At 63.3% G+C, this 24,610-nt stretch carries 16 protein-coding genes; 4 read left to right on the forward strand and 12 right to left on the reverse strand.

Features of this window, described 5'->3' with window-relative positions; translation table 11 throughout:
- The first annotated feature begins 3 nt into the window (after positions 1-3).
- Together UCMB321_RS22665 and UCMB321_RS22670 are read left to right on the forward strand one after the other, a co-directional pair.
- A complete protein-coding gene (locus UCMB321_RS22665) occupies positions 4-1,170 on the forward strand; it encodes a hypothetical protein (protein ID WP_040070784.1) in 1,167 nt (388 codons plus the stop codon).
- A 179-nt stretch (positions 1,171-1,349) separates the two neighbouring features.
- Positions 1,350-2,336, forward strand: a complete 987-nt coding sequence (locus tag UCMB321_RS22670; RefSeq protein WP_040070786.1) for an asparaginase — start codon at positions 1,350-1,352, stop codon at positions 2,334-2,336.
- Positions 2,337-2,362: 26 nt separating this feature from the next.
- Here UCMB321_RS22670 and UCMB321_RS22675 read toward each other — a convergent pair whose 3' ends face one another.
- Positions 2,363-3,349: a GlxA family transcriptional regulator gene (locus tag UCMB321_RS22675; protein ID WP_245220840.1), complete on the reverse strand. Its 987-nt coding sequence runs from the start codon at positions 3,347-3,349 to the stop codon at positions 2,363-2,365.
- A 71-nt stretch (positions 3,350-3,420) separates the two neighbouring features.
- On the opposite strand from UCMB321_RS22675, the gene UCMB321_RS22680 reads away from it, so the two are divergent.
- On the forward strand, positions 3,421-4,203 hold the full coding sequence (locus UCMB321_RS22680) for an MBL fold metallo-hydrolase (RefSeq protein WP_040070848.1): 783 nt from the start codon (positions 3,421-3,423) through the stop codon (positions 4,201-4,203).
- Between the two features lie 38 nt (positions 4,204-4,241).
- On the opposite strand, the gene zapE is transcribed toward UCMB321_RS22680, so the two are convergent.
- From zapE to UCMB321_RS22695, 3 genes are all read right to left on the reverse strand, one after another.
- Positions 4,242-5,336 carry a cell division protein ZapE gene (zapE, locus tag UCMB321_RS22685; RefSeq protein WP_040070789.1) on the reverse strand — a complete coding sequence of 365 codons (1,095 nt, stop codon included), beginning with the start codon at positions 5,334-5,336 and terminating at the stop codon, positions 4,242-4,244.
- A gap of 90 nt (positions 5,337-5,426) precedes the next feature.
- A complete protein-coding gene (locus UCMB321_RS22690) occupies positions 5,427-6,782 on the reverse strand; it encodes a tryptophan--tRNA ligase (RefSeq protein WP_040070790.1) in 1,356 nt (451 codons plus the stop codon).
- Positions 6,783-6,796: 14 nt separating this feature from the next.
- Positions 6,797-7,426, reverse strand: a complete 630-nt coding sequence (locus tag UCMB321_RS22695) for an alpha/beta hydrolase (RefSeq protein ID WP_040070850.1) — start codon at positions 7,424-7,426, stop codon at positions 6,797-6,799.
- Positions 7,427-7,575: 149 nt separating this feature from the next.
- Between UCMB321_RS22695 and UCMB321_RS22700 the strand changes: the two genes are divergently transcribed.
- The gene (locus tag UCMB321_RS22700; RefSeq protein ID WP_040070791.1) at positions 7,576-8,010 is read left to right on the forward strand and encodes a Z-ring associated ZapG family protein; all 435 of its coding nucleotides are present in this window, start codon (positions 7,576-7,578) and stop codon (positions 8,008-8,010) included.
- A gap of 80 nt (positions 8,011-8,090) precedes the next feature.
- On the opposite strand, the gene UCMB321_RS22705 is transcribed toward UCMB321_RS22700, so the two are convergent.
- The 8 genes from UCMB321_RS22705 to UCMB321_RS22740 form a co-directional block, all read right to left on the reverse strand.
- Positions 8,091-8,900 carry a YiaD family glycine zipper/OmpA-like lipoprotein gene (locus tag UCMB321_RS22705; RefSeq protein ID WP_040070793.1) on the reverse strand — a complete coding sequence of 270 codons (810 nt, stop codon included), beginning with the start codon at positions 8,898-8,900 and terminating at the stop codon, positions 8,091-8,093.
- Positions 8,901-8,997: 97 nt separating this feature from the next.
- The gene (locus UCMB321_RS22710; RefSeq protein WP_040070795.1) at positions 8,998-9,642 is read right to left on the reverse strand and encodes an MBL fold metallo-hydrolase; all 645 of its coding nucleotides are present in this window, start codon (positions 9,640-9,642) and stop codon (positions 8,998-9,000) included.
- A gap of 130 nt (positions 9,643-9,772) precedes the next feature.
- Entirely contained in the window at positions 9,773-14,101 is a 4,329-nt protein-coding gene (locus tag UCMB321_RS22715; RefSeq protein ID WP_040070796.1) for a PAS domain S-box protein, read from the reverse strand.
- A 70-nt stretch (positions 14,102-14,171) separates the two neighbouring features.
- Positions 14,172-15,866 carry a two-component system response regulator gene (locus UCMB321_RS22720; RefSeq protein ID WP_040070797.1) on the reverse strand — a complete coding sequence of 565 codons (1,695 nt, stop codon included), beginning with the start codon at positions 15,864-15,866 and terminating at the stop codon, positions 14,172-14,174.
- 328 nt (positions 15,867-16,194) lie between these two features.
- Positions 16,195-18,951, reverse strand: coding sequence for a winged helix-turn-helix domain-containing protein (locus tag UCMB321_RS22725; RefSeq protein ID WP_040070798.1), 2,757 nt, complete (start codon positions 18,949-18,951; stop codon positions 16,195-16,197).
- A gap of 206 nt (positions 18,952-19,157) precedes the next feature.
- A complete protein-coding gene (locus UCMB321_RS22730) occupies positions 19,158-20,522 on the reverse strand; it encodes a DUF1329 domain-containing protein (protein WP_040070799.1) in 1,365 nt (454 codons plus the stop codon).
- 30 nt (positions 20,523-20,552) lie between these two features.
- Positions 20,553-22,490 (reverse strand): DUF1302 domain-containing protein, encoded by a 1,938-nt coding sequence (locus UCMB321_RS22735; protein ID WP_040070801.1) that lies wholly within the window; start codon positions 22,488-22,490, stop codon positions 20,553-20,555.
- A gap of 332 nt (positions 22,491-22,822) precedes the next feature.
- Positions 22,823-24,505: a fatty acid--CoA ligase gene (locus tag UCMB321_RS22740; RefSeq protein WP_040070802.1), complete on the reverse strand. Its 1,683-nt coding sequence runs from the start codon at positions 24,503-24,505 to the stop codon at positions 22,823-22,825.
- Positions 24,506-24,610 lie beyond the last annotated feature (105 nt).

Consider the following 24,610-nt stretch of genomic DNA (forward strand, 5'->3'; position numbering starts at 1 on the left):
GACATGAACAATGCCTCCAACCCGAGCCGGCTCGCCTGCCTGCTCATCCTGGGCCTGATCGTGCCCGCTCTGCTGATTGCCTGGCTGACGCTGTTCGGCAATACATTCGGCGGAGCCGGCTACCTGCACATGATGGAGAACCTGCCCGCCCCCAGTGCCTGGCTGCGCTGGGTGATGGGCGATATCAGCGAAATGGTGTTCTACAAGCATGAGTTGGCCTCATTGGGCCTGCTGGCCGGTGCCGGCCTGGCCCATTGGGCTCATCGCCGGGGCAAGGCCTGGCAGGGCTTTGCCATTTGCTACGGCAGCGGCCTGTGGCCCTGGCTGATCGGCAGTTCGCTGTTGGGCCTGCTGTTGAGCAACCTGCTGTGGGGCTGGACCGTGCCCCGTTATGGCTGGCAACCGACCTTCGCCGCCTTCGTCTCCGTGCCCGCCGCCACCGTGTTGCTGTTCGGCGCGGGCATGAGGATCGCCGTCAACGGTGCCGTCATGGGCGCGCTGCTGGTGACGCCGCTGTGCCTGCTACTGGTCAATTTCGTCTGCAATCCGTTGAACCTGCCGGCGGTCATCGGCAATGTGCTGGGAATGGCCATGGGCAGCGTGATTGCTTTCACCCTCTGTCGGCACTGGCCGGTGCTGGTGAAACCCGAGGCGCCAGTGGCCGCAGCGCCAGCGCCTGCTCAGCCAACCGGCAGGCATGGGCTGATCTGGGGCCTGCGCCGGGTACTCGCCGACTTTTCCGAAGCGCCGTTCTTCGGGAATGAATGGGCGAGCCTGGGGTTGCTGCTGGGGGTCCTGCTGGCCTACGGGCTCAACTCCGCCGGACCGGTCTACGGCTCGGACCTGTTGCTGCCGATACTCGCGGCCCAGGCCCTGGCCTCGGCCATCGGCGTGATGGTCTGGCGGCGACAATGGATGGCGCGGGGTTGGTACCCGACCTACATCCCGATTGTCTCGGTCGCCCCGGCCGCCGTGCTGGTCCATGGTGGCGGCGCACTGGTGGTGATCGTCAGCGCCCTGCTCGGCGCCCTGATCGCGCCGCCGCTGGCCGTCGCCCTGTCGCGGCGGGTTCCCGGGCACATGCACCCGTACATCGGTAATGTGCTGTCGATGGCGCTCAGTACGCTACTGATCGTTCCCTTGATCGGCTGGCTGACACGGATCTTGTAGGAACGGCCGGTCGACGCTCGATTGCCGGCGATGGCGTCCGAATAGACGCTGCAAGACTCAAGGGCCCCATCGTCGGAACGCCGCCCGCACCAAGCCGGCTCCTACAGGTTCAACATTGCATTCAAATCCCAGTCGGATCGACATTGAGCCTCTTCCCGACCTCTATCAGCGAGAGCACCATGTCCCTGCCTCAACTTTCCATCGCCGCCCTGGGCGGCACTGTCAGCATGCAAGCCGCCCATCCGGACCAGGGCGTGATCCCCAGCGTCAACGGCCAGACCCTGCTGGAACAGGTGCCCCTGCTCGCCACACGGGCACGGATCCACGTCGAGACCTTGTGCCTGCAACCCAGCGCTTCGCTGGACTTCGACTTTCTGCTCGGCGTACTGGACTGGGCCAGGCGCCAAGTCGAACAAGGCGCCAACGGTGTGGTGATCACCCAGGGCACCGACACCCTGGAGGAGTCCGCGTTCCTTTTCGAACTGCTCTGGGACCACGATGAGCCGCTGGTGTTGACCGGCGCCATGCGCTCGACCGCCGAGATCAGTGCCGACGGCCCGGCAAACCTGCTGCAGGCCGGCTTGGTCGCCCTGGCGAGCACCAGCCGCGGACGTGGCGTCCAGGTGGTGATCAATGGCCAGATCCACAGCGCGAGCCGCGTGCGCAAGACCGATGCCCTGGCACTGGAGGCTTTCAGTTCGCCGCTGTTCGGCCCCAGCGGCCTGATCGTCGAAAACACGGTCCGTTACCTGCACGCCCCGGCCCCGAGGAAAACCTTGCCGCCACCGACGCGCACCGGGCAACGGATCGCCCTGCTCGAAGCGTCGCTGTCGGCCGATACGCTGATACTGGAGAAGTTGCCGGAGCTGGGCTACGACGGCCTGGTGATCGCCGGTTTCGGCGCCGGTCACGTCAGCGAAGGCTGGGCCCGGGCGATCACGCCATTGGCGCTGAAAATGCCGGTGGTCATCGCCACGCGCACCGGTGCCGGTTCAACGGCGACCCGTTCCTACGGTTTTATCGGCGGTGAAATCGACCTGATCGAGCGCGGCGCGCAGATGGCGGGGTTCCTGTGTCCGCGCAAGGCGAGGATTCTGTTGTGGCTGCTGATTGGCAGTCAGCGGACCGCTGAGCTACCCGACTATCTCTGCCACTTTGGCGAGTAGGCGAGCACCGTCACCCTGGTGTTTTTTCAGCCCCGCCCAAACCGCTGCCGGTACTCAAGCGGGGTCAAATCGGTCAGTTCCTTGAACATCCGACGCAGGTTGGAATCACTGCTGAAACCCAGGTCGGCGCTGATGGTATTGACCGCCGCGGACGTCAGCATCAACCGCTCGCTGACCTGGTTGAGCTTGATACAGCGGGCATAAGCCGCCACGGCCATGCCCGTCTCGGCACTGACCTTTCGCGCCAAGGTCCGCGGGGACAGGCTGAGCTGCTCCGCCAGCCGCTGCACGGTGATCTGCTCCGCCGGCGATTTCTCGACACACCTGTGCAACTGGCGCAGCAGAGGACTGGACTGCTCGATCAGGCTCATGGCCGCAAAGGCCGGGTGAGCCTGGACCGGACGCGCCAGCACCATCAGCTTGGCCAGGTCGTGAAACATTTCCTCGCCGATAGCCCGTTCGATCAACGCCTGCGCAATCGGCAGATAACCATTCACTCCGGACGCCGTCGCGGTCAACGGGTTGATCACGCAGTGACGCTCGCTTTGCCAATTCACTTTCCTATAACGCTGGGCCATGGCGCCGGCCAACCACCATGTCACCGTCGACGCCTGGCCATCCAGGCGCCCGCTCGCGGCGATCAGGCAGACACCCGTGCAGTAACTCCATAACTGCATCTGCTTCGAACAGGCCGACAGGGCCGATACCAATGCCTGGTTGTCGCCCACGACTTTCTCCACCTGCTGGGACGACTCGGCCCAGAAACCGGCGACCAGCAGCGCATCGACATCAGCCTCCGCCAGGCTCCCGGACACCAGCAGCGACAAGCCCTCGGCACACGCCACCGTACCCGCCTGCAAGGCGACAAATACCGTTTCAAAGCGTTCTTGCCCGGCACGACGATTGGCCGCGCGCAGCAAATCGGCAAAGGCCAACAGCCCCGCCGGTATGCAGCCGGGATAAAGAAGCAAACCGATTCGAAGGGGGCGGTGCATGGCAGAAACAGAATCCATTATGTCCAATCCTGCCATTCTGCGTGATGGCCCGGCCGGACACAATGCAGCCTCTCTACCGAGGTATGACCATGCACATTCATCAGCTACGCAATGCGACGATTATCCTGGAGTTTGGCCGTCACCGTATTTTGGTCGACCCGATGCTGGCGCGAAAACGCTCCCTACCACCCTTGCGGGTATTCAGCGCCAGGCAGCGCAACCCCTTGGTCGACTTGCCGGACGCGGCAACGGCGGCACTGCAGTCGGTGACCCATTGTCTGATCACCCACTGCCAGAAAGGTCACTTCGATCACCTGGATCGCGCCGCGAAAAAGTGGCTGCGCGATACCGGCACGCCGGTGATCTGCACGCCCCACGACGCCGCCTACCTGGCCACCCATGACTTGAATGTGCAGCCGTTGCCCAGCGACCACGAACACCCCAGCCCCTTCCTTGACGGCCGGATTCGCACGGTACGCTGCACCCACGGGCAAGGACTGGTCGGCAAGCTGATGGAACATGGGGTGGGTTATCTGATTGAAATGCCGGGCGAGCCCAGCCTCTACCTGAGCGGCGACACCCTGCTCACACCCGCCGTCAAGGCGTTCGTTGCCGAGCATCGGCCGCAGCTGTCCGTCGTGCCGGCGGGCGGTGCACACTTCGATCTGGGAGGGGAGATCATCATGGGCATCGAAGAGGTCATCGAATTCACCCGGCTGTCAGCGGGCCAGGTGATCGCCAATCACCTGGAAGCCCTCAGCCACTGCCCCGTGACACGCCGGTCGCTGGCCGATGCGGCGCAGTTGGCCGGCGTCGAGGCACGCCTGCGGATCCCCAGGGACGGAGAAGTGTTGACCTTCCCCGCATCCTGAACACCGCGCGGCTCGTGGCCGGCCGCGCCGGGTATCGCTTAAGGCTTGTGCGCCCGCGACAGGAACTCGTGGGACTGCATTTCCAGCAAGCGGCTCAGGGTGCGCTGGAACTCGAAGTTCAAACGCCCGCCGGAGTAGAGATCCTTGAGTTCCACTTCCGCCGAGATGATCAGCTTGACGTTGCGGTCGTAGAATTCGTCGACCATGTTGATGAAGCGACGGGCGATGTCGTCAGTGGCGACGCTCATCTGCTCCACACCGCTGAGCAACACGGCGTGGAAGATCTTGCCCAGCTCGATGTAGTCGTTCTGGCTGCGCGGACCGTCGCACAGTGCGCGGAAGTCGAACCAGGCCACGTCATCACAGGTACGCAGCGCACGGATCTCGCGGTTCTCGATCATCAGCACGTCGTTCTCAACGGCCTGGGTGCATTCCGGCGTCAACGCCCGGAAGCTCTTGCGCAGGCTCTCGTGAGCCGCTTCGTCCAGCGGGAAGTGGAACAGCTCGGCCTGCTCCAGGTGACGCAGGCGATAGTCGACACCGCTGTCGACGTTGACGATCTCGGTGTTCTGCTTGATCAGGGCGATGGCCGGCAGGAAGCGCGCACGTTGCAGGCCGTCCTTGTACAAGCCGTCCGGCACGATGTTCGAAGTGGCCACCAGGGTCACGCCGTTCTTGAACAGCTCCTCCATCAAGGTGCCGAGAATCATCGCGTCGGTGATGTCGGAAACGAAGAATTCGTCGAAACAGATCACCCGGGTCTCGGCGGCAAAGCGCTTGGCAATGATGGTCAGCGGGTTTTTCTCGCCGCTCAGGGTCTTCATTTCTTCGTGCACACGCTTCATGAAGCGGTGGAAGTGCGTGCGGGTCTTTTCCTTGAACGGCAGCGCTTCGAAGAAGGTGTCCACCAGGTAGGTCTTGCCACGCCCCACGCCGCCCCAGAAATACAGGCCCTTGACCGGCACCTGGTCTTTCTTGCCGAACAGTTTGCCGAGCAGGCCCGGCTTGTTCTGCGAGGCCGCGATCAGGTCGTCGTACAGGCGCTGCAAATGGCGCACAGCCGTTTCCTGGGCCGCGTCGTGAAAGAACTCGGGGCGTTTCAGATCAGCTTGATATCGTTCTAGGGGCGTCATAATTTCGTTAGCGAGGTAACAAAAACGGGCCGTCACTTTAGCGATGGCCCGTGGGAATGGCAATCAACCCTTGGTCGGGAAGGCCTCGGATCAGTCCTGCGCCGGGGTCAGCGCGACTCGCAATGCCTCGATGGCCGCGTCACACGACGCGTCATCGGCGAAGTCCGCGCTATCGGCCACGCACTCGCCTTCCAGCCAGACGCTGAAGCGACCGGCCTCGCTGCGAATATCCAGGGCCTGGCCGGACTGCAATTGCTTGGTCACCGCGCCGGCGGTCTTGCCATCGGCAAAGTGCCGCGACAGCAGCAGCTGTTCGCCATCGGCGGCCAGCAGGCGGAAGCGGAAGCTGCCGTCGTCTTCACGGAAGCTGACGAAGCGCGCGGCCTTGGCGGCTTTCTTCTTGGCGGTCGCGGCCACCTGGGTCGGGTTGACGAACGAGCGCAGGCCCACCGCCTCGCGCAACTCGCCGAGGAACGGGGTGGCCACGCTGCGGGCCTTCTTCGCCCCGGCCTGGAGGATGTCTTCCAGGTCCGACGGACGGCCGATCAGTTCGTGATAACGCTCGCGGGCTTCGCCCAGCTCGTTGTCCAGCAGGCTGAACAAGCGATTCTTCGCCTCGCCCCAGCCCAGGCCCGCCAGCAGTTCGCCGCGGAACTCGGCGGCCTGCGCCTGGGTGGAGAACGCCTGGAACAGGGTGAACAGGTGCGAGTTGTCCGGGTCCTTGGCTTCGCCCGGCGCGCGGGAGTCGGTGACGATGCGCGAGATGGCGTCCTTCAGTTCCTTGGCGCTGCTGAACAACGGGATGGTGTTGTCGTAGCTCTTGGACATTTTCCGGCCATCGAGGCCCGGCAGCGTGGCGACGCTCTCCTCGATCAGCGCTTCGGGCATCACGAAGAACTCCCGGCCCTGGCCGAACAGGTGATTGAAGCGCTGGCCGATGTCCCGGGCCATTTCCACGTGCTGGATCTGGTCGCGACCGACCGGCACCTGGTGGGCGTTGAACATCAGGATGTCCGCGGCCATCAGCACCGGGTAGCTGTACAGGCCCATGGTGATCCCGGCATCCGGGTCTTCGCCGCCTTCGACGTTCTTGTCCACCGAGGCCTTGTAGGCGTGGGCGCGGTTGAGCAGGCCCTTGGCCGCCACGCAGGTCAGCAGCCAGGTCAGCTCGGGGATTTCCGGGATATCCGACTGGCGATAGAAGGTCACACGGTCCACATCCAGGCCACCGGCCAGCCAGGTCGCGGCGATTTCCAGGCGCGAGCGCTGGATGCGCAGCGGGTCATCGCACTTGATCAGGGCGTGATAGTCGGCCAGGAAGTAGAACGAATCGGCGTTGCTGTCGCGGCTGGCGAGGATCGCCGGGCGGATCGCGCCGGCATAGTTGCCCAGGTGCGGCGTGCCCGTGGTGGTGATACCGGTGAGGATGCGCGTACGTGTGGTCATGGGTGATCGCTTGTTCAATTCGAGAGGCGCGGCAGGATCAGATCCTTGAGATCGGTCAGCTTGCCGTGAAAAAAGTGTCCGCATTCTGCCACTTTCAGCAGCTCATGGGGACGTTGCAGCGCGGCAGACCAGTCATAGACCAGCTGCGGATCGATCACTTCGTCGGTTTCCGGCTGGATCAGGGTCAGCGGACAGCGTTCCGGCAGACGGTCGACCGCACGCAAACGCATGACCGCCGCCGCCACCAGGAACAGGTGCCGCAGGGTTTCGCCCTGGGCCTCCAGGCGGCCGCCGAGGCTCGCGGCGACGAAACCGCCGAAGGAAAAGCCCAGCAGGGTCAGGGGCAGGTCCGGGTGCCGTGCGCGCAGCCATTGCGCAGCGGCCTGGGCGTCATCGACCTCGCCGCTGCCCATGTCGTGGCTGCCGGCGCTGGCGCCAACACCGCGATAGTTGAAGCGCAAGGTGATCAAGCCGGCATCGCGGGCGGTGCGTTGCAGGGTCGAAACGACCTTGTTGAGCATAGTACCGCCCTGCACCGGATTGGGGTGACAGATCAGCGCCAGGCCCCGTGGCTCGGGCATGTCCAGGTACAAGGCTTCCAGTTGGCCGACGGGGCCATCGATCAATACAGGGGTTTCACGCATCAGCAAGGAAGGAACTCCGTGACCTCTCAAGGGGTCGACTCGTCTAGCTAAAAGTCTGTGCCTGACATCACTGCGACCTTAAGATCGCGGTATACAGCGCAGGTCCGAGCCGTTAACGTAAAGCAAAGCCGTTTATAGAGGAAGGACTCGTGGAACACTCGCTCTTAGTTTGGTTGTTACCGACTCTTGCCCTGGTTGCGGGTGTCGCCATTGGTTTCCTGATCGCCCGTCTGGTGCCGAGTGCCGCCCCGAGCAGCACGCAGCGTCAGTTGGACGATATCCAGGAACGTTTCGACAGTTATCAGAACGAAGTGGTCACCCACTTCAACAGCACCGCGAGCCTGGTGAAAAAACTCAGCCAGAGCTACCAGGAAGTGCAAGACCATCTCTCCGAGGGCGCCAACCGCCTGGCCCTGGACGATCTGACCCGCCAGCGCCTGCTCGCCGCCCTGCATGCCGATTCGGTACAGAGCCCACGGGAGCGCCTGACGCCACCGCGCAGCCAGGAGCCGCCACGCGACTACGCGCCCAAGGCGCCGAATGCGCCCGGCATGCTCGATGAGCATTACGGCCTGAAAAAGTAAGCCGGTTCCCGCTATCAATAAAAAGCCCGCCCGATCAGTGATCGGGCGGGCTTTTTCATGCCTGGGGTTCAGTCAGGCGATCAAGGGTACTGCTGCACCGGCTGACCGTACTGCTGGCCCTGCTGGTATTGCGGTTGGCCTTGCTGCTGGTACTGCTGTTGACCTTGTTGCTGACCTTGCGGCTGGCCGTACTGCTGGCCGGGAATCGCCTTCAGGTTGACCTCCACCCGCCGGTTCTGCGCCCGGCCGTTGACGTCGGCGTTGCTGGCCACCGGATTATCCGGGCCGGCACCGCGGGCCGAGAGGTTGGCCCCGCTCACCCCCTGGGAGGTCAGGTAGGTGGCCACACTCTGGGCACGACGCTGGGACAGGTCGACGTTGTGCTGGCGGCTGCCGGTGCTGTCGGTGTAGCCGACGATCTCGATCTGGTTCTGGTTGAACTCCTTGAGGGAGCCGGCCAGGTTGTTCAGCGGCTGGTAGAAGCTGGGGGAGATATCCGCCGAATCGGTGCCGAAGGTGATATTACCCGGCATGATCAGCTTGATCTGGTCACCCTGGCGCTGCACTTCGACACCGGTGTTGGCCATGCTCTCGCGCAGTTTCTTTTCCTGCTGGTCGGCGTAGTAGCCGTAACCGGCACCTGCCAGACCGGCCAGGGCGCCACCGATCATAGCGCCCTTGCCATGGTTCTTGTGGTCGATCAGCGCACCGGCCGCGGCACCGGCCAGTGCGCCGAGACCGCCATACTTGACGGTGTTGCTCATGCCCCCCGAGCCCTGTTGCTGCTGCTGTGCCTGTCCCTGGTTGTCATAGGGGTTTTGTTGCGATGCACAGCCGGACACTAGGGCGACGGCGGTAGCAAGGATAATCGAGCGACGCGTGGTGAACATGAATCAAGCTCCTACTCATATGAGGTGCAATGGACGTTGGCAATGGACCGTTGCAGGCGTTGGAACATGACGAACGGCAAAAATTCCATGAAATCTTTCAGCCGCGAACGAAAGGATTCTCCCGCATCTCCTCGCCCAACCGGGTGTTGGGGCCATGCCCGGTGACCACCGTCGTCTCTTCGTCCAGCGTGTACAGGCGCTGTTTGATCGAACGCACGAGAGTGGCGTGGTCGCCACCCCACAAATCGGTGCGGCCAATCCCGCGACGAAACAGCGTGTCGCCGGCGATCAACAGTTTAGCCTCGGAAAACCAGAAGCTCATGGAACCCGGCGTGTGCCCCGGGGTATGCAAGGCCACGCCACAGCCGCAGGCCAGTTCTTCATCATCGGCCAGCCATTGGTCCGGCGACGGCACCGGCACGTAAGGCACGCCGAACAGGTTGCATTGCATTTCCAGGTTGTCCCAGAGGAACTGGTCGTCCTTGTGCAGATGCAGGGTGGCGCCGGTTTTTTCCTTCAACTGGCCGGAGGCCAGGAAATGATCCAGGTGCGCGTGGGTATGGATGATGCTGACCAGTTTCAGGCCATGGGCCTCAAGCCGGGCAAGGATCAACTCCGGGTTGCCACCCGGGTCGACGACGATGGCTTTTTTCGTCAGCGGATCGCCGATCAGGGTGCAGTTGCACTGCAAGGGGCCGACCGGGAAGGTTTCGCGGATCAGCGCGGGCTTTGCGGGGTTCATGGGTGTTCCTGCAATGGACTTGTCAGACACTCTCCCCCGCGTCATCCGAACGTCTCGACCGACCGGGGTAATCTGCCGAGAAAGTACAAGGGCGCAGTCCACCTCGTCCACTACCGCCCCTCGCAATGACTCAGGAAAATGGCCCTGAAGCCACCTCCCGGGTCGACTCCCCGCGATACCCCGTGCCAAAGGTCGCCTTCAACTGCTCGACACTGCGCACCAGCATCTCCTTGAGCTCCGGCAACCACTGCGGATCTTCCAGTACACGCGCCACCGCCGCCGCATCGCCATGCAACAGCTCGCGCTCCAGGGCACCGGCACGCAGCGACAAGGCCTGCGCGCCCACGGTGCCGGCGCTGCCCTTGATCGCATGCAGCACCGCCGCCACCGCCGGCCCGTCGCGGTCCTGCACGTGCTCCGGCAGCAACGCCAGCTGTTTTTCCAGCTCCGCGCCAAAGCTGTACAAGACCGTGCAGATCAGTTCGAGATTGCCCCCGAAGCGGCCCATGATCGAATGGCGCGCCTCGATCAGCGAGTCCGTCGAAGGGCTCTGCGCCGCGCTCATCATCAGCGGCTGAGGCGCCTCGCGCCCGGTCTGGACCCGCAGCGTCTGCACCAGTTGTTCAAGGTCGATGGGTTTGCTCACATGGTCGTTCATCCCCGCCGCCATGCAGGCTTCACGGTCGCTGTTGGACGCGTTGGCGGTCATCGCCAGGATCGGCAACAGGGCGAAGTGCGGGTGCCGGCGAATCCGTCGCGTCGCCTCCATGCCATCGATGTCCGGCATCTGGATGTCCATCAGCACCGCATCGAAAGGCGTCGACGTCGACAGGACCTGGCTGACGCCCTCCAACCCGCCTTCCGCCAGGCTGACCTGGGCGCCCTCCCCCCTCAGCAGTTCGTCGGCAACCTGACGGTTGAGGGCGTTGTCTTCCACCACCAGCAAGCGCAAGCCGGCCAGGCGCCGGGGCCGGGCAGGCCCGGGCAGCGCCTCGGGAAGCGGCGCGTTGTTGCTGAAGGCGCGCTGCACCGCATCGGCCAACTGCCGGGGCGTCACAGGCTTGGTGAGAAAGCCCACGAACGGCGCATCGCCCTCGTGATGCACATCCGCCAGGACCTCGCGCCCGTAGGCGGTAATCATGATCACCATCGGTGGCGGCGCGGCCTGCTCCTGCAAACTGATCAGCCGGGCGGCACTGAGGCCGTCCATGTCCGGCATGCGCCAGTCCATCAGCACCACGTCGTAGGGTTCGCCACGCTGCTGCGCCTTGCGCACGCTCTCGACCGCCAGCGTGCCACCACTGACCGTATCCGCCGTCCAGCCCAGGGAGCGCACGGTGCGCAACAGCAGTTCGCAGGCCATGGAATTGTCGTCGGCCACCAGCAGGCGCATCGTCGAATCGACACCCGGGCATGACAGCCGCAGGGGTTCGTTGCGGGCCATCTCCAGACTGATATCGAACCAGAACCGGCTGCCAACCCCCTCCTCGCTCTCGACCAGCAGTTCACCGCCCATCAACCCCACCAGCCGCTTGCAAATCACCAACCCCAATCCGGTACCGCCGAAACGGCGGGTGGTCGAGGCTTCCGCCTGGGTGAAGCCGTCAAAGATGCGCTGCAGTTGCTCGGCACTGATACCGATGCCGGTATCGCACACTTCGATCCGAATCCTCACGGAGTCCTGCGAGCGCTTCAATTGCCGGATACTGACCACCACCTGGCCCTGCTGGGTAAACTTCAGGGCGTTACCCGCCAGGTTGATCAGCACTTGCTGCAAGCGCAGGCTGTCGCCCACCAGGCTGCCGGGCAGGTCGGAGTCGAGGTCGAACATCACCTCGACCTCCTTGCGGCCCTGGTTGCCCGCCAGCACCACCGCCAGGTCCCGCATCAGCGGTTCGAGCTCAAAGGGGTGCGGGTCCAGGCGCAGCTTGCCGGCCTCGATCTTGGAGTAGTCGAGGATGTCGTTGAGCAGGCCCAACAGCGACTTGGCCGCCGTCTGGGCCTTGACCACGTAGTCGCGCTGGCGGGCATTGAGGTCGGTGTGCTGCACCAACTGCAACATGCCCATCACGGCGTTCATCGGCGTGCGGATTTCATGGCTCATGTTGGCCAGGAAGAACGACTTGGCCGCGCTGGCGCTGTCGGCCTGGTTCTTGGCCTGGAGCAGGTGCGATTCCAGCTCGCGCTGGGCGGTGATGTCGCGGTTGATACCGGTCACCCGCAGCGCCCGCCCCTGGGCGTCACGCTCGACCTGGGCACCGGCCTGGATGAAACGAATCCGCCCATCCGGCCCCAGCACGCGGAAAATCGGGTCATAGACTCCCTCCCCGTCCACCAGCGCCGCCAACTGCGCAGCCACCGCATCGACATCCTCGGGGTGGACCCGCTCGTACCAATGCGCATAGCTCAGTCCATTGTCGCGCAAGCTCAACGGCTGACCGTAGAACTCGAACATCCGATCATTCCATTGCAACGAATCGTCCGCCAGCGTCCAGGTCCAGATACCCAGTTCGGCCACGTCGGCGGCCATCAGCAACTGATCGCGGATCACCCGGGCCGACTGCAGGCTCACTTCCAACCCATGCTCGGCGGCCTTGCGCTGGGTGATATCGATGGCGATGCCCAGATAGCCGGTCAGTTGCCCCTCGTCGTCGCGCAGGGAAGTCACCACCAGGCTGACCGGTACATGGGAGCCATCCTTGCGCACATAGGTCCACTCGCGGGTTTCCGAGTGCTCGAACTCCGGCTTGTGGGCCAGGACCCGGAAGCCCTCGATAACCTGCGCATACTCCGCGCTGAGCGCGGCGCCACGGTCGATGAGTTCCTGCTCGACGTGCAGGATCGCCGGAGTGACCTTGCCCAGCACTTCTTCGGCGCGATAACCGAGCATGTGCTCGGCACCTTCGTTGAACACACTGATCATGCCGTCCAGGTCGGTGGCGATGATCGACACCTCGGAGGCCGAACGCAGCACACTGCTGAACAGCAGGTTGATCCGCCGCAGTTCCGAAGTGCGCGTCGCCACCTGCACCTCGAGGCTGGAGTTGAGTTCGAGAATCCGCGCTTCGGCGGCCTTCTGCGCGGTAATGTCACGCAGAATCTTGGACACACCGATCACCCGGCCGCTTTCATCGCGGATGGGCGAAACATTCACCGAAACACTGACGCTGCGACCATCCTTGCGGCGGCGCAGGGTGTCGAAGTTGGTAATCGATTCACCAAGGGCAATACGCGCGAGGATATTGAGCTCTTCCGCGGCCAGCTCGGGCGGGACGATCAGGTTCACCAGCGGCTGGCCCACCGCTTCCTCCGCGGTATAGCCCAACAGGTTCTGCGCGCCGCTGTTCCAACTGGTCACGACGCCTTGCAGGGTCTTGCCGATGATTGCATCCGCCGAACCTTCGACGATCAAGGCCAACCGGGCCTGTTCGGCAATCACCTGGAGCCGACGCTGGGAGCTGACCCCGGCAATAGCGGCGAGCGCGGCCACCAGCAGGCTCGCCAGGACGCCGAGGAAAAACACCACCGTCGGCGACACCAGGTGCAAGTGCTCGACGAACAGCGGCAGTGCCTCCAGCTCGACCTGCCAGCGCCGGCCGAAGACGTCCCGCTCCAGGGTATAGGTCATCACACCCGTCGGCTGCACGCCCGACTCGGAGGTCGTCTGGTAAAACTGCTCCGCCCCCCCCGGTACGCTGATGTCCTTGAGCCGCAGGTTGACGGCCTCGCCTGGCGGCACCAGACCGTCCAGCACATTCTCGATCACCAAAGGCGTATAGCCCCAGCCAACAATCGCCGCCTCTCGCTCCGCCTCGGTGGGCAGCACGATACCGTTCTTGTAGATCGGCAACAGAATCAGGAAGGACTGTTCCTCCTTGCCCACCGAGCGCTCCAGCGTGATCGGCGCGGTGATCTGCGCCATCCCCGTACGCGCGGCCTTGCGTGCCGCTTCGGCCCGGTCAGCCTCCGAGGCGATATCCAGGCCGAACACCGCCGAGCGGTCGGTGTTCGGCTCCAGGTACTGGATGACATAAAGGTCGCCTTCATGGGGCGCAAACTGGTGAATGCTGAAGTCCGGCACACCATCGGCCCGGGCCCGCCGCACAAACTCATCCAGGTCCTGGGGTGACACCCGCCGGATAAAGCCGAACCCGCGGGCGCCGGGAAACTCCTTGGACACGTCGCGCATCTGGCTGAAGCGGTGGAAGGTCTCCCGCGTCATGCTCTCCTCGCCGGCGGTGATAATCGCGCCACGGGTACCGCGCAACCCGAACTGATACAACTGCAACCGGCTCACCACCGACTGCATCGCTCTTTCCGCGGTGGCGGCTAGGGCTTCGTGGGTGCGTTGCTCATTAATGTTCTGCAGGATCAGGCATCCCACGATAGTCGCCACCAGCCCAAGGGCCAGGAGCAGGGTGACGCGCCCATTCAGGGCATACAGGCGAGTTCGTTTCAACGCAGGCTCCCTTGAGTCGTACGATCCCGGGATCGGGGGTATCGATCGTTGGCGATCTGCCCCGCGGCCCTCATGCCCTTCGCGGCCATGAAGACAACACAGTGCATATCTGGGTAAACGGAACCGGTCGGCAGTACAGATAGCCCTGCATGATCCGGCAACCCTGTTCCAGCAACATCTCGGCCTGTTGCGGGGTCTCCACGCCTTCGGCCACCAGCTCCAGACTCAGCGCCTGGCCCAACTTGATGATCGCCTCGACGATGGCCAGGTCGCTCTTGTCGCTGAGCATGTCACGCACGAAGCTCTGGTCGATCTTCAACACATCGATGGGAAACCGCTTGAGATAGGCCAGGCTCGAATAACCCGTGCCGAAATCGTCGATGGCCACGTGCACGCCCAGCGCCTTGAGCGCCATCAGGGTTTCACGGGCGTTGTCGATGTCCCGGGCCAGCACCCCTTCGGTGATTTCCAGTTCCAGCCATTGCGGCGCCAGGCCGGAGTCATGCAGGATGCCCTTGACCATCCCCAGGAACGTCTCCTCGCGAAACTGCACAACGCTGATGTTCACACTGACGCAGATCCGGTAACCCAGTTCGTGGAGTTTGCGGGTGTCCTTGCAGGCCTGGAGCAGCACGTACTTGCCGATGGGGATGATCAGCCCGGTTTCCTCCGCCAGGGGAATGAAGTCCGCCGGGGAGACCAGGTTGCCGTCGCCGTCGCGCCAGCGGATCAGCGCCTCCATCCCCACCACCCGGTGTTCCCGGGCATCGACCTTGGCCTGGTAGAACACCTCGAAAACCCCATCCTCGATGGCCGCGCGCATATGCCGTTCAAGCAGGTGGCGGGCGCGCATGCTGCTTTCGATACCCGGCGAGAAAAACAGGTAGCGATTACGTCCCGCCTGCTTGGCCTGGTACATCGCGGCGTCGGCATGCCGGTAGAGCGACTCCAGATCGTCGCTGTCTTCCGGGAACACGCCGATGCCGATGCTGGCGCTCAGGTCGTAGCGATTGCCCTGCAGCGAAAACGGGCTGGAGATGCTGGTCAGCACCCGTTCGGCAAAATTGCCCACCGCCTCGAAACCGTCCACCTCCGACAGCAGGATGATGAACTCGTCGCCGCCTTGCCGACTGAGCGTGTCCATGCCGCGCAGCATCGTCGACAAGCGCGTGGCCACGTACTTGAGCATCTGGTCACCGACCGAATGGCCCATGGAGTCGTTGATGGCCTTGAAGTTGTCCAGATCCAGCAACAGCAGCGCCAGCCGCCCGCGATTGCGCCGGGCCATTTTCAGCGCCTGCTCGGCGCGGTCCTGCAATAGCATGCGATTGGGCAAGCCGGTCAGGGCATCGTGATTGGCCAGCCGCTTGGCTTCGTTGCGCAAGGTGATATGGGCGTTGATATGCGCCCTGGCCACCGGGATATTCAAGGGTTTCTGGATAAAGTCGATGCCGCCGTAGCCCAGGGCCTGGAGTTCGTAATCGGCCTGGGCATGGGAGGTGACGAAAATCACCGCGGCGTCGGACAGCTTGGGGTCGGACTTCAAGGCCTTGCAGACCTCGAAGCCGTTCATGCCGGGCATCTCGATATCGAGCAGGACCACATCGGGACGGTATTGACGCGCCACCCTCAGCGCTTCTTCGCCACTGGTGGCGACATGCACCTGTGCCAGATCGCGTACCGACTCCCTGAGAATGAGCGCGTCAGTCGCCTGGTCATCGACGATCAGAACGACCGGAGCAGGGCTAAATGTGGTCTCGCGCATTCCTTGCTCCCAGGCAATTCCTTTGTAATTCATGACCAAAGAGCGCTGACGTGGCCCCGTTTCTCACGTCCGCGCGAGCATCCAGGCGCCCAAGGCGTCGCATAAGGAACGCAGACGTATATTGGTTATAGCTGACGCAAGGCACATAGCCACCCCGCCGAAACTTCTTCGACGATTCGTTGACCGAGCGGTAAACCTCCAGGCAGGCGCGAACGTGTAGGAGCCGGCTTGCCGGCGATGGCGATGTTTGCCGCGCAGAAGAGGTGGTGGATGTCCCGGCCTCATCGCCAGCAAGCCGGCTCCTACAAGGGTTCGTGGTGTTTTCCAGTCAGCGCGACTCGCCCAGCAACCCCAGCTCCTGCGCCCGCGCCACGGCCTGGGTGCGCCGCTCGACCCCCAGCTTGCTGTTGATATGACTGGCGTGGGTTTTGACCGTATGCAGGGAGATGAACAACTGGTCGCTGATCTCCTGGTTCGAACAACCCTGGGCGATCAAGTGCAGGACGGCCAGCTCGCGGGTACTCAGGCTCTCGATAGGCTGCGAGGGCTGCAAGACCTCCGTCGACTCGCGCACGGCCTGGGCCGGCAGCAGCGCCAACAGGCTTTGCCGCAGGGACGTGTCGGGACCTTGCAGCAGTTGCTCACGCATCCAGCCCGGATGCGCCTGCGCCAGGGGCTGGAACGGTAACAGCGCGCCCCCCGTGGTGGCCTCCACCGCGCGGGCGAACAGCGGCCGGGCTTCAGCCTCCCGGGCGGTCGCCAGCAGCAGCATCACCCACTGGTTCCAGGCCATCACGCTGAGCAATTGGCTGCCGCAGGCCTGCCCCTGTTCCACCAGCTTCGACAGCCGTTGCTGCGCGGCCGCCGGCGGCCCCCGCAACGCATCGAGCTGGGCCTGCTGCAACTGGATATGCAAGGGCAGTTGCAGGTGGAATTCAGGCGCCGCGGCCGGCCGATCGCCGTTATAGGTCTGCTCCAGGCGCCCCAGCCAGGCCTCGGCCAGGTCGATGCGCCCCTGGGCCAGCCACAGTTGGCACTTGAGCAGGGTAATCATCGCCAGGTAGTAGATCGGCGGCACATCCCAGATATGCATCAAGCGCTCGGCCTCGGCCAGTTCGGCAAAGGCCTTGGCGAACTCGCCGTTGCGCCCTTCCTCGCTGGCAATGGCGCAGTATCCCACCAACACGCTGATATCACGGCAGGCTCGCGCCTCGTGGATGCCGGCCAACAGGCGAATCCGCCCGGCCTCGGGTTGCAGGCGCTGGATCAGCAGGTAGCCCTCGTACAGCGTCAGCCGCGCGCGGGCGGCGTAGAGGCGCTGGGTGGGCAGGCCCTGCAGGCGCTGCAAGCCCTGACGCACCTCATCCAGCGCGCGCAGCACCTCGCCACGGGCCTGGAGCACCCGCGCCCGGTCGTAATGGGCCAGGGCCTCGAACAAGGGGTTGCCGACCCGCTGGGCCAGTTCCAGCGACTCGCGATTCAGGCCCCGTGCACGCCACAGGTCGCCATCGGCAATCGCCAGGTTGGACAGGGTCGACAGGCACACCATACGCTGGCCATAGCGTTTGTGCGGCAGGCTGAGCAAGGCTTCGCCGCAATAGGCCTGGGTCTTCTGGCGATCGCCACGACCACGGGCGATGATCCCGCTCAACGCCAGCCATTGCGCGAGCATGGACTTCTGCGCGGTCGCCGAAGGCGCGGGCAGGAAGTGAGTCAGGTGGCTCGCCAGCTCTTCGGCCGCATCCAGCTGGCAGGCCAGCGCCAACGCCCAGGCATAGAGCACGATCAGGCGCGGCGTGCTGACCAGCAGGCTGTCGGGCAAGTCCATTTTCCAGCGCAGCAGCATGCCGACGTTCTGCTCGGCCAGCAGTTGCTCTTCCGAGAGGTTCTGCACCAGGTTGGCCGCCACATCCAGATGACCGGCCCGCAGCGCCTGTTCCACCGCCTCGTCGAGCAGGCCCTGGGCGCTGAACCAACGGCAGGCCCGCAGGTGCAGGCTGGCGGCGGGGACCAGGGCATTACTGGGCGGACGACTGCGCAGCAGATCGGAAAACAGGTGGTGATAACGGAACCAGTGGCCGTGTTCGTCCAGCGGCACCAGGAATACCTGGTGCGATTGCAGGTAACGCAGGATCTGCGCGCTGTCGTGGGACTCGCGGATCGCATCGCACAGCTCGCCGCAGAAACGCTCCTGGGGCGCGGTGTCGTAGAGAAAGGCCTGGACCTCGGGCGGCAGGCAGTCGATCACCTCCTCCAGCAGGTAATCGCGGATCAGCCCTGCCCCGCCCTGCAGGACCTGGGGCACCGCCATGTCGCTGCTGGCCTGCGCCGCGGCCAGCAGCCAGAAACGCAATCCGGCCACCCAGCCCTCGCTGCGCTCGATCAGGTTGTGCAGCGCCTCGCCACGCAAGGAACTGCTGTGGCGTTCGAACAGATCCAGGGATTCGCCGTGGGTCAGGCGCAGGTCCTGCTCGTTCAACTCCAGCAGTTGTCGCGACAGCCGCAGGCGCGCCAGATGCCATTCCGGCCGCTGCCGGCTGGTGACCAGCACCAGCAAACCGGCGGGCAGGTGGTTGAGGAAAAACTGCAGGCAACGATCCAGCACCGGCCCCTGGGCCAGATGGTAGTCGTCGAGCACGAGCAACAGCGGCGTGGTGGTGGAAAGATGCAGCGCCAGTTCGTCGAGCAGGCCGTCCAGCCATTCTTCGAAAGCGAAGGGTTGATGCCGCTGGCGCATTTTCAACAGGCCCAATGCCTGGCTGCCCAGCCCCGGGAAACTGTGTTGCAAGCCGTCGAGCAGGCGCTCGAGGAAACGTCCCGGATCGTTGTCCCGGGGACTGAGCCCCAACCACAGGCTTTTCCAGTGCCCGGGCAGGCTCTGGCAGAACTCCACCGCCAGCGAGCTCTTGCCGAACCCGGCCGGGGCGCAGACCAACAACAATCGCCCCTGCAACCCGGCACCGAGGCGTTCGCACAGGCGCGGTCGCAGCACATAGCCGTCCGGCAATGGCGGACGGAAGAAACGTCCTTCCAGGGCAGGTATGGCCAGGCCCATGGGACCTTGCATACGGGACAGTTCAGTCATGGCCGGCTCTTGTTGAAAGGCTGTTATCGGCGGGCAGATGTCCGCAGACTAGCGGTAAAAAGCACCGTAATGAAGACTTTTTGTCGTAATTTTGTCGAAAAGACTCGGCCTTGAAATATTTGGCTACACATATCCCGCAGACAAAAAAACGCCCCGAATCAACGGGGCGTTTCAACGCAGGATGCGCCTGCGCTTGCAACCGGGTTTCAGCGAACGCCGTCCTGGCGCAGGGCGGCCGGGGTGAAGTCGCTGGTGCTGGCGGTGAAACCGAAGTCATACGCCTGCTTCTCTTCGTTCTTCATGCCCAGCGCCAGGTAGCGGCCGGACTGCAGGTCGTAGAGGGTTTCCAGGGCGTACCACGGCACCTGCTTGTCATAGTAGTTCTCGGCATGGGCTTCGGCCACCCGCCAGAGTTGACCGCGACCGTCGTAGTGATCGATCACCGCCGCCTGCCAGGTGTCTTCGTCGATGTAGAAGTCACGCTTGGCATAGATATGGCGCTGACCTTCCTTCAGGGTCGCGACCACGTGCCAGACGCGGCGCAACTCATAGCGCGCCAGGTCCTGGTTGATGTGCCCGGCCTTGATGATGTCGTCGTACTTGAGTTGCGGCGAGTCGAGCTTGTAGCTGTCGGCGGCGATGTACATCTCCTGCTTGCCTACGAGCTTCCAGTCGTAGCGGTCCGGCGCGCCGTTGTACATGTCCAGGTTGTCGGAGGTGCGCAGGCCGTCGGCGGCGGTACCCGGGCCGTCATAGGAGACTTGCGGGGCACGCCGCACGCGACGCTGGCCGGCGTTGTAGACCCAGGCCGAACGCGGCTCCTTGACCTGGTCGAGGGTTTCGTGGACCAGCAGCACGCCACCGGCCAGGCGCGCCGGCGCGGTCACCTTCTGCTTGAAGAAGAACAGGATATTGCCCGAGCTGGCCGGGTCGTAGTCCTTCATCTTGTCGCGGAAGACGAACTGATCCTGGAAGTACACCAGGCTGTACGAGCCGTTGGCCTGGGGCGTGGCCTGGGTCACCAGGCGGGTCACGCTGCCGCCGCGATAGCGGGTGATATGGTTCCAGATCACTTCCACGCCACTTTTCGGAATCGGGAAGGGCACGGCGGTCTTGAAGTTTTCCAGACCGTTGCCGCCGCTGACCAGACTGGTCTTGGTGGCGTTTTCCTTGATCGCGGCGAACACGTCATCCGGCACGGTGGCACCGCGATGGGACGGGTAGACCGGCATCTTGAAGGTCTCCGGGTAACGCTTGAACATCGCGTATTGCCCCGGCGCCAGCTTGTCCTTGTACTGCTCGACGTTCTGCGCGGTGATGATGAACAGTGGCTTTTCATTGGCGTAGGGGTCGGAGAGGAAACCCTTGCCGTCGACGCTGCCGATGGTCTTCGCCATCGGCGTCCAGGCCGGGATGGTGCCGGCGGCATTGCCGGCCTTTTCCGCGCCCATCGGGGTCAGGCTGCTGCCCAGTTTCGCCGCTTCGTCGGCGGACACCGCCGCCATCACGCTGCTGGCCAGCAACGACAGTCCCAGTACACCGACCTGAAGCAGATTCTTGGTGATTTTCATCTTGTTGTTCTTCCTTCAAATGCAACGTACTTAGAAGTTCATGCCGACGCTCAGCGCCACGAAGTCACGGTCATCCACGGTGGTGTACTTGCCACCAAAGAAATTGGTGTACGAGAGGTTGGCCGTGTAGGTGTTCTGATACTCGGCTTCCAGACCCAGGCTGACCGCCTTGCGGCCTTCCTCGAAGTTGCCGCCGGGCCCTGGCGAGTAACCGCTGACGTCGTGGGACCAGGCCACGCTGGGCTTGAGGTTGATACCGGCAAAAACGTTGTTGTAGTCCCAGATCGCGCGAGCGCGGTAGCCCCAGGAGTCGGAGGTGGCGAAACCGTTGTTCTCGCAATAGCGGCTCAGGTTGTTCTGCGCGGCGCCCGCCAAGGTACTCGCGTTCAACGCGACGCACTGGCCATTGGGTAGCGGGCCCGGGCCATAGCTCGGGTCGCGCCCATAGCGGGCCTTGGTGGGACTGTCCAGACCACCCATGTGGGTCAGGCCGATCTCACCCACAACGGTCAAGCGCTCGGCCCCCATCACCTGATCGAAGAAATGGGTGAAGGTGGTTTGTACCTGGGTGATTTCCTTGCGCCGGTAACCCGGTTGATCCTGGCCAGGCTGGCCCTGCAAGACCGACACGCTGGGGTTCAACGGCGTCAGGCCGGAATAGAGAATGTCCGTGGTATTGAGTTGCACCGGCGCATTCGGTCGATAGCTGACCTCACCGCTCCACGCCGTGCCCGTCGGCAAGGTCGTGGAAAAACTCAACCCATAAAGACGGATATCCGAAGGGTATTCCACGTAATAGCTGGAGTTGCCCGCCACGACAAGCGGCAACAAGCTGGGCGCCAGACCGACCGCAACACCCGCCGGGACACCGGCGCCGACCAGCGAACCCACCAGGCCGGCACCACTGTAGGCACTTGCCGGGGCCCCCTTGCCACTGAAAATCGGGTTACGGCTGTGATAGTTCATGAAATAAGCGCCGAACTCGGTGTCCAGCGGTTCGAACATATAGTGCGCGGCAAAACCGAACTGACCGCTGTCGCTTGGCTTGCGGTCGGGTCCCCGACGCACGATCACCCCTTCGTCAGGATCACCAAAGGTCACCCCCTTGGCGGCCAGCGTGTTCAAGGTTGCGCCGCGCAACGCCGCGGGCAGGCCTGCGGCGGCCAGGGAACTGTTCAATCCGTTCTGGGTCTTCAACACCGCCAGGTTGTTGTTACAGCCATTGGCGATCACATCCGGCTGTGAGAAGAACGTGCCGCAGTTGTCGACAACCGTCTGGTCCCAGCCAATCTGATAGAAGCCTTCAGCCGACAGGTTGTCGGTGATGCTCTGCGACAGATAGAACATGTTGACCGGAATCAAGCCTTCCTTGATCTCGGCACCCGGGCGACGGAATGCCGATACATCGATGGGGTTGATCGAGTTGATACCACCGCCGATGAAGGTACTTTCCCCCCAACTGACCACCTGCTTGCCGAACCGCACCGAACCCGGCAGGTCGGCAATGCTGTAGTTGTGATAGACGAAGGCATCGAGAATCTCGCCACCGGAGGACTTGGCAGCCTCCTTGCGCCCATCGTTGCTGACATTCTTGAATCTCAGGTCTTCGTCCTGCAGCTTGAAGTCATACCAATATTTGCCGCGAACAAATACGCCTGTATCGCCATATTTCAATTCAAGGTCATGAGTCCCCTTGAATATCTTCGAAAACGTATCCCCAGCCTTGAAGTTCAGGTGACCATCATCGGAGGTTTGTGAAAGACCATGGCCGCCGTTGTTCGATCCAATCAGGTTCTTGTCAGGATTCTGCGTCGACCAGCTGGCCCCCAGCGACAGGGACGAGTCGAAGCTGCCCTCGATTTCACCGACATTGAAACTGACGCCAAAGGCGGGACCGGCGAGCGTAGAGGCGAGACTGACAGCCAAGGGCAGCTTCGCCCGGCGCCAGAACGGGTTTAACGAGATCATCGAGCTACTCCATGTGCTTTATTGTTATGGCAGTGAGCACTTCCAGGAATGCCCCGGGCGAAAGGGCAGCAGACACTCCCATCAATCGCCCGAAGTCGCGGCGCGGTGTATCGCTTGCCGCGTTCCTGAAAATCCGTCAGCGGACTATAGCCAGCGGGTAGTACCGCTTGATCCCTCTAAAGTGTGATTTGCACGCTGGGGATCACTGCAACAACAATGCGTTCGCCAAGCCGGTAAATACCGGCGGGCAAGCATGACTGAAAATTAGAATTTGCCAAGCCAAGCGCTTGCTTGGTGGGCTTGCCACGCCCTTTCGGGCGTGGCGGGACACCTCAGAGGGTCGAGAGGAAACTGCTGTTGCTGGCCTGCCATTGGAGGATGTCGATGCGGATGCGCTTCTTGTCCAGTTTGCCGACGCTGGTCTTGGGAATTTCAGTAACAACGGCGATCTGGCTCGGGATCGCCCACTTGCTCAAGTGCCCCTGCTCGACGAACGGCTTGAGGTGTTCCTTGAGTTCCCGGGCACCAATCTGCTGACCCTCGCGCAGGACCAGCAGCGCAAACGGACGCTCGCCCCATTGCGGATCGGCGATGCCCACCACTGCTACTTCGCGTACCGCCGGATGACGGCTGATCAGGTCTTCCAGGGCCAGGGAGGAGATCCATTCGCCGCCGGTCTTGATCACGTCCTTGATCCGGTCGCGGATGTCGATCACCCCCAGGCTGTCGAGGGTCGCCACGTCGCCGGTGTGCAACCAGCCGCCGGCCCAGAGCTCGGCGCCCTTCTGCGGCTCGTTGTAATAGCTCTCGGTCAGCCAGGGCGCGCGCAGCACCAGTTCGCCCTGGGTCTCGCCGTCAGCCGGGAGGAAGTTACCTTCATCGTCGACAATCGCCGCCTCCACCAGCGGCCCGGGCACGCCGGCCTTGATCCGGTAGGTGGTGCGCTCGTCCTCGCTGCCGGCCATCAACTCTTCGCTGAGGTGGGCACAGGACACCAGAGGGCCGGTTTCCGACATGCCATAGGCGGCGGTCAGTTGAATGCCCCTGCTCTTGGCGGTCTCATACAGCGTGCGGTTCAACGCACTGCCGCCGATGACCATCTTCCAGCCCTTGAAGTCGGTGCCCTGCGCCGCCTTGGCGTTGAGCACCATCTGCAGGATGGTCGGCACGCAATGGGAAAAGGTGACCTTTTCCTTGCGCCACAGCTCCACCAGCAGTTCCGGGTCGTAGCGACCGGGATAGACCTGCTTGAGCCCGAGCATGGTCGCCACGTATGGCAGGCCCCAGGCGTGCACGTGGAACATCGGGGTGATGGGCATGTACACGTCGTTGGTGCCCAGCAGGCGCACGCTGTCGATGCTGCCCATGATGGTCGACACGCCCAGGGTGTGCAGCACCAGTTGCCGATGGGTGAAATACACGCCTTTCGGGTTACCCGTGGTGCCGGTGGTGTAGAAGGTGGTGGCGACCGAGTTCTCGTCGAAATCCTCGAAGTCGTAGACCGGGCTCGCCGCCGCCAGCAGTTGCTCGTACTCGCCCACCAGGTTCGGCAACTCGGCGCTCTTGTCCTCGGCGTCGGTGAGCAGCAGGGTCTTCTCCACCGTGGTCAACTGCCCGGCAATCGCCTGGTACAGGCCGACGAACTCGCTGTTGACCAGCACGAAGCGGTCCTCGGCGTGATTCATGGTGTAGAGGATCTGCTCGGGCGAGAGCCGCACGTTGATGGTGTGAATGACCGCGCCGATCATCGGGATGGCGAACATGCACTCCAGGTAGCGATGACTGTCCCAGTCCATCACCGCGACGGTATCGCCGGCCTTGACCCCCGCCGCCGTCAGGACGTTGGCCAGGCGGGCGACCCGCTCGCTCAAGGTCGGATAACTGTAGCGCAGCTTGTCGCGATAGATGATCTCGCGGGTCTTCTCGTAGCGGCTGCCGGACATCAGCAAGCGCTTGATCAACAGTGGGTATTGATAAGCCCCTTCGGCGGGCGGAATGATACGAGTCTGCAACATGGAGCTTCCTTGGTCTGAGTGCACGGGCAAGGCTAAAGATAGGCACTCTAGAGCCGTCGCGCACTCACTAAATCGCCCAAAGGAATGATTTGCAGACAAACGTGA

The organism is Pseudomonas batumici, assembly GCF_000820515.1.
Classification (GTDB): domain Bacteria; phylum Pseudomonadota; class Gammaproteobacteria; order Pseudomonadales; family Pseudomonadaceae; genus Aquipseudomonas; species Aquipseudomonas batumici.

Coding starts and splice junctions, on each gene's coding strand:
- UCMB321_RS22740 (WP_040070802.1), bottom strand. CDS start 24,505: ATGTTGCAGACTCGTATCATTCCGCCCGCCGAAGGGGCTTATCAATAC.
- UCMB321_RS22730 (WP_040070799.1), bottom strand. CDS start 20,522: ATGAAAATCACCAAGAATCTGCTTCAGGTCGGTGTACTGGGACTGTCG.
- UCMB321_RS22690 (WP_040070790.1), bottom strand. CDS start 6,782: ATGACCACACGTACGCGCATCCTCACCGGTATCACCACCACGGGCACG.
- UCMB321_RS22720 (WP_040070797.1), bottom strand. CDS start 15,866: ATGCGCGAGACCACATTTAGCCCTGCTCCGGTCGTTCTGATCGTCGAT.
- UCMB321_RS22705 (WP_040070793.1), bottom strand. CDS start 8,900: ATGTTCACCACGCGTCGCTCGATTATCCTTGCTACCGCCGTCGCCCTA.
- UCMB321_RS22695 (WP_040070850.1), bottom strand. CDS start 7,426: ATGCGTGAAACCCCTGTATTGATCGATGGCCCCGTCGGCCAACTGGAA.
- UCMB321_RS22680 (WP_040070848.1), top strand. CDS start 3,421: ATGCACATTCATCAGCTACGCAATGCGACGATTATCCTGGAGTTTGGC.
- UCMB321_RS22710 (WP_040070795.1), bottom strand. CDS start 9,642: ATGAACCCCGCAAAGCCCGCGCTGATCCGCGAAACCTTCCCGGTCGGC.
- UCMB321_RS22675 (WP_245220840.1), bottom strand. CDS start 3,349: ATGGATTCTGTTTCTGCCATGCACCGCCCCCTTCGAATCGGTTTGCTT.
- UCMB321_RS22670 (WP_040070786.1), top strand. CDS start 1,350: ATGTCCCTGCCTCAACTTTCCATCGCCGCCCTGGGCGGCACTGTCAGC.
- zapE (WP_040070789.1), bottom strand. CDS start 5,336: ATGACGCCCCTAGAACGATATCAAGCTGATCTGAAACGCCCCGAGTTC.
- UCMB321_RS22665 (WP_040070784.1), top strand. CDS start 4: ATGAACAATGCCTCCAACCCGAGCCGGCTCGCCTGCCTGCTCATCCTG.
- UCMB321_RS22725 (WP_040070798.1), bottom strand. CDS start 18,951: ATGACTGAACTGTCCCGTATGCAAGGTCCCATGGGCCTGGCCATACCT.
- UCMB321_RS22735 (WP_040070801.1), bottom strand. CDS start 22,490: ATGATCTCGTTAAACCCGTTCTGGCGCCGGGCGAAGCTGCCCTTGGCT.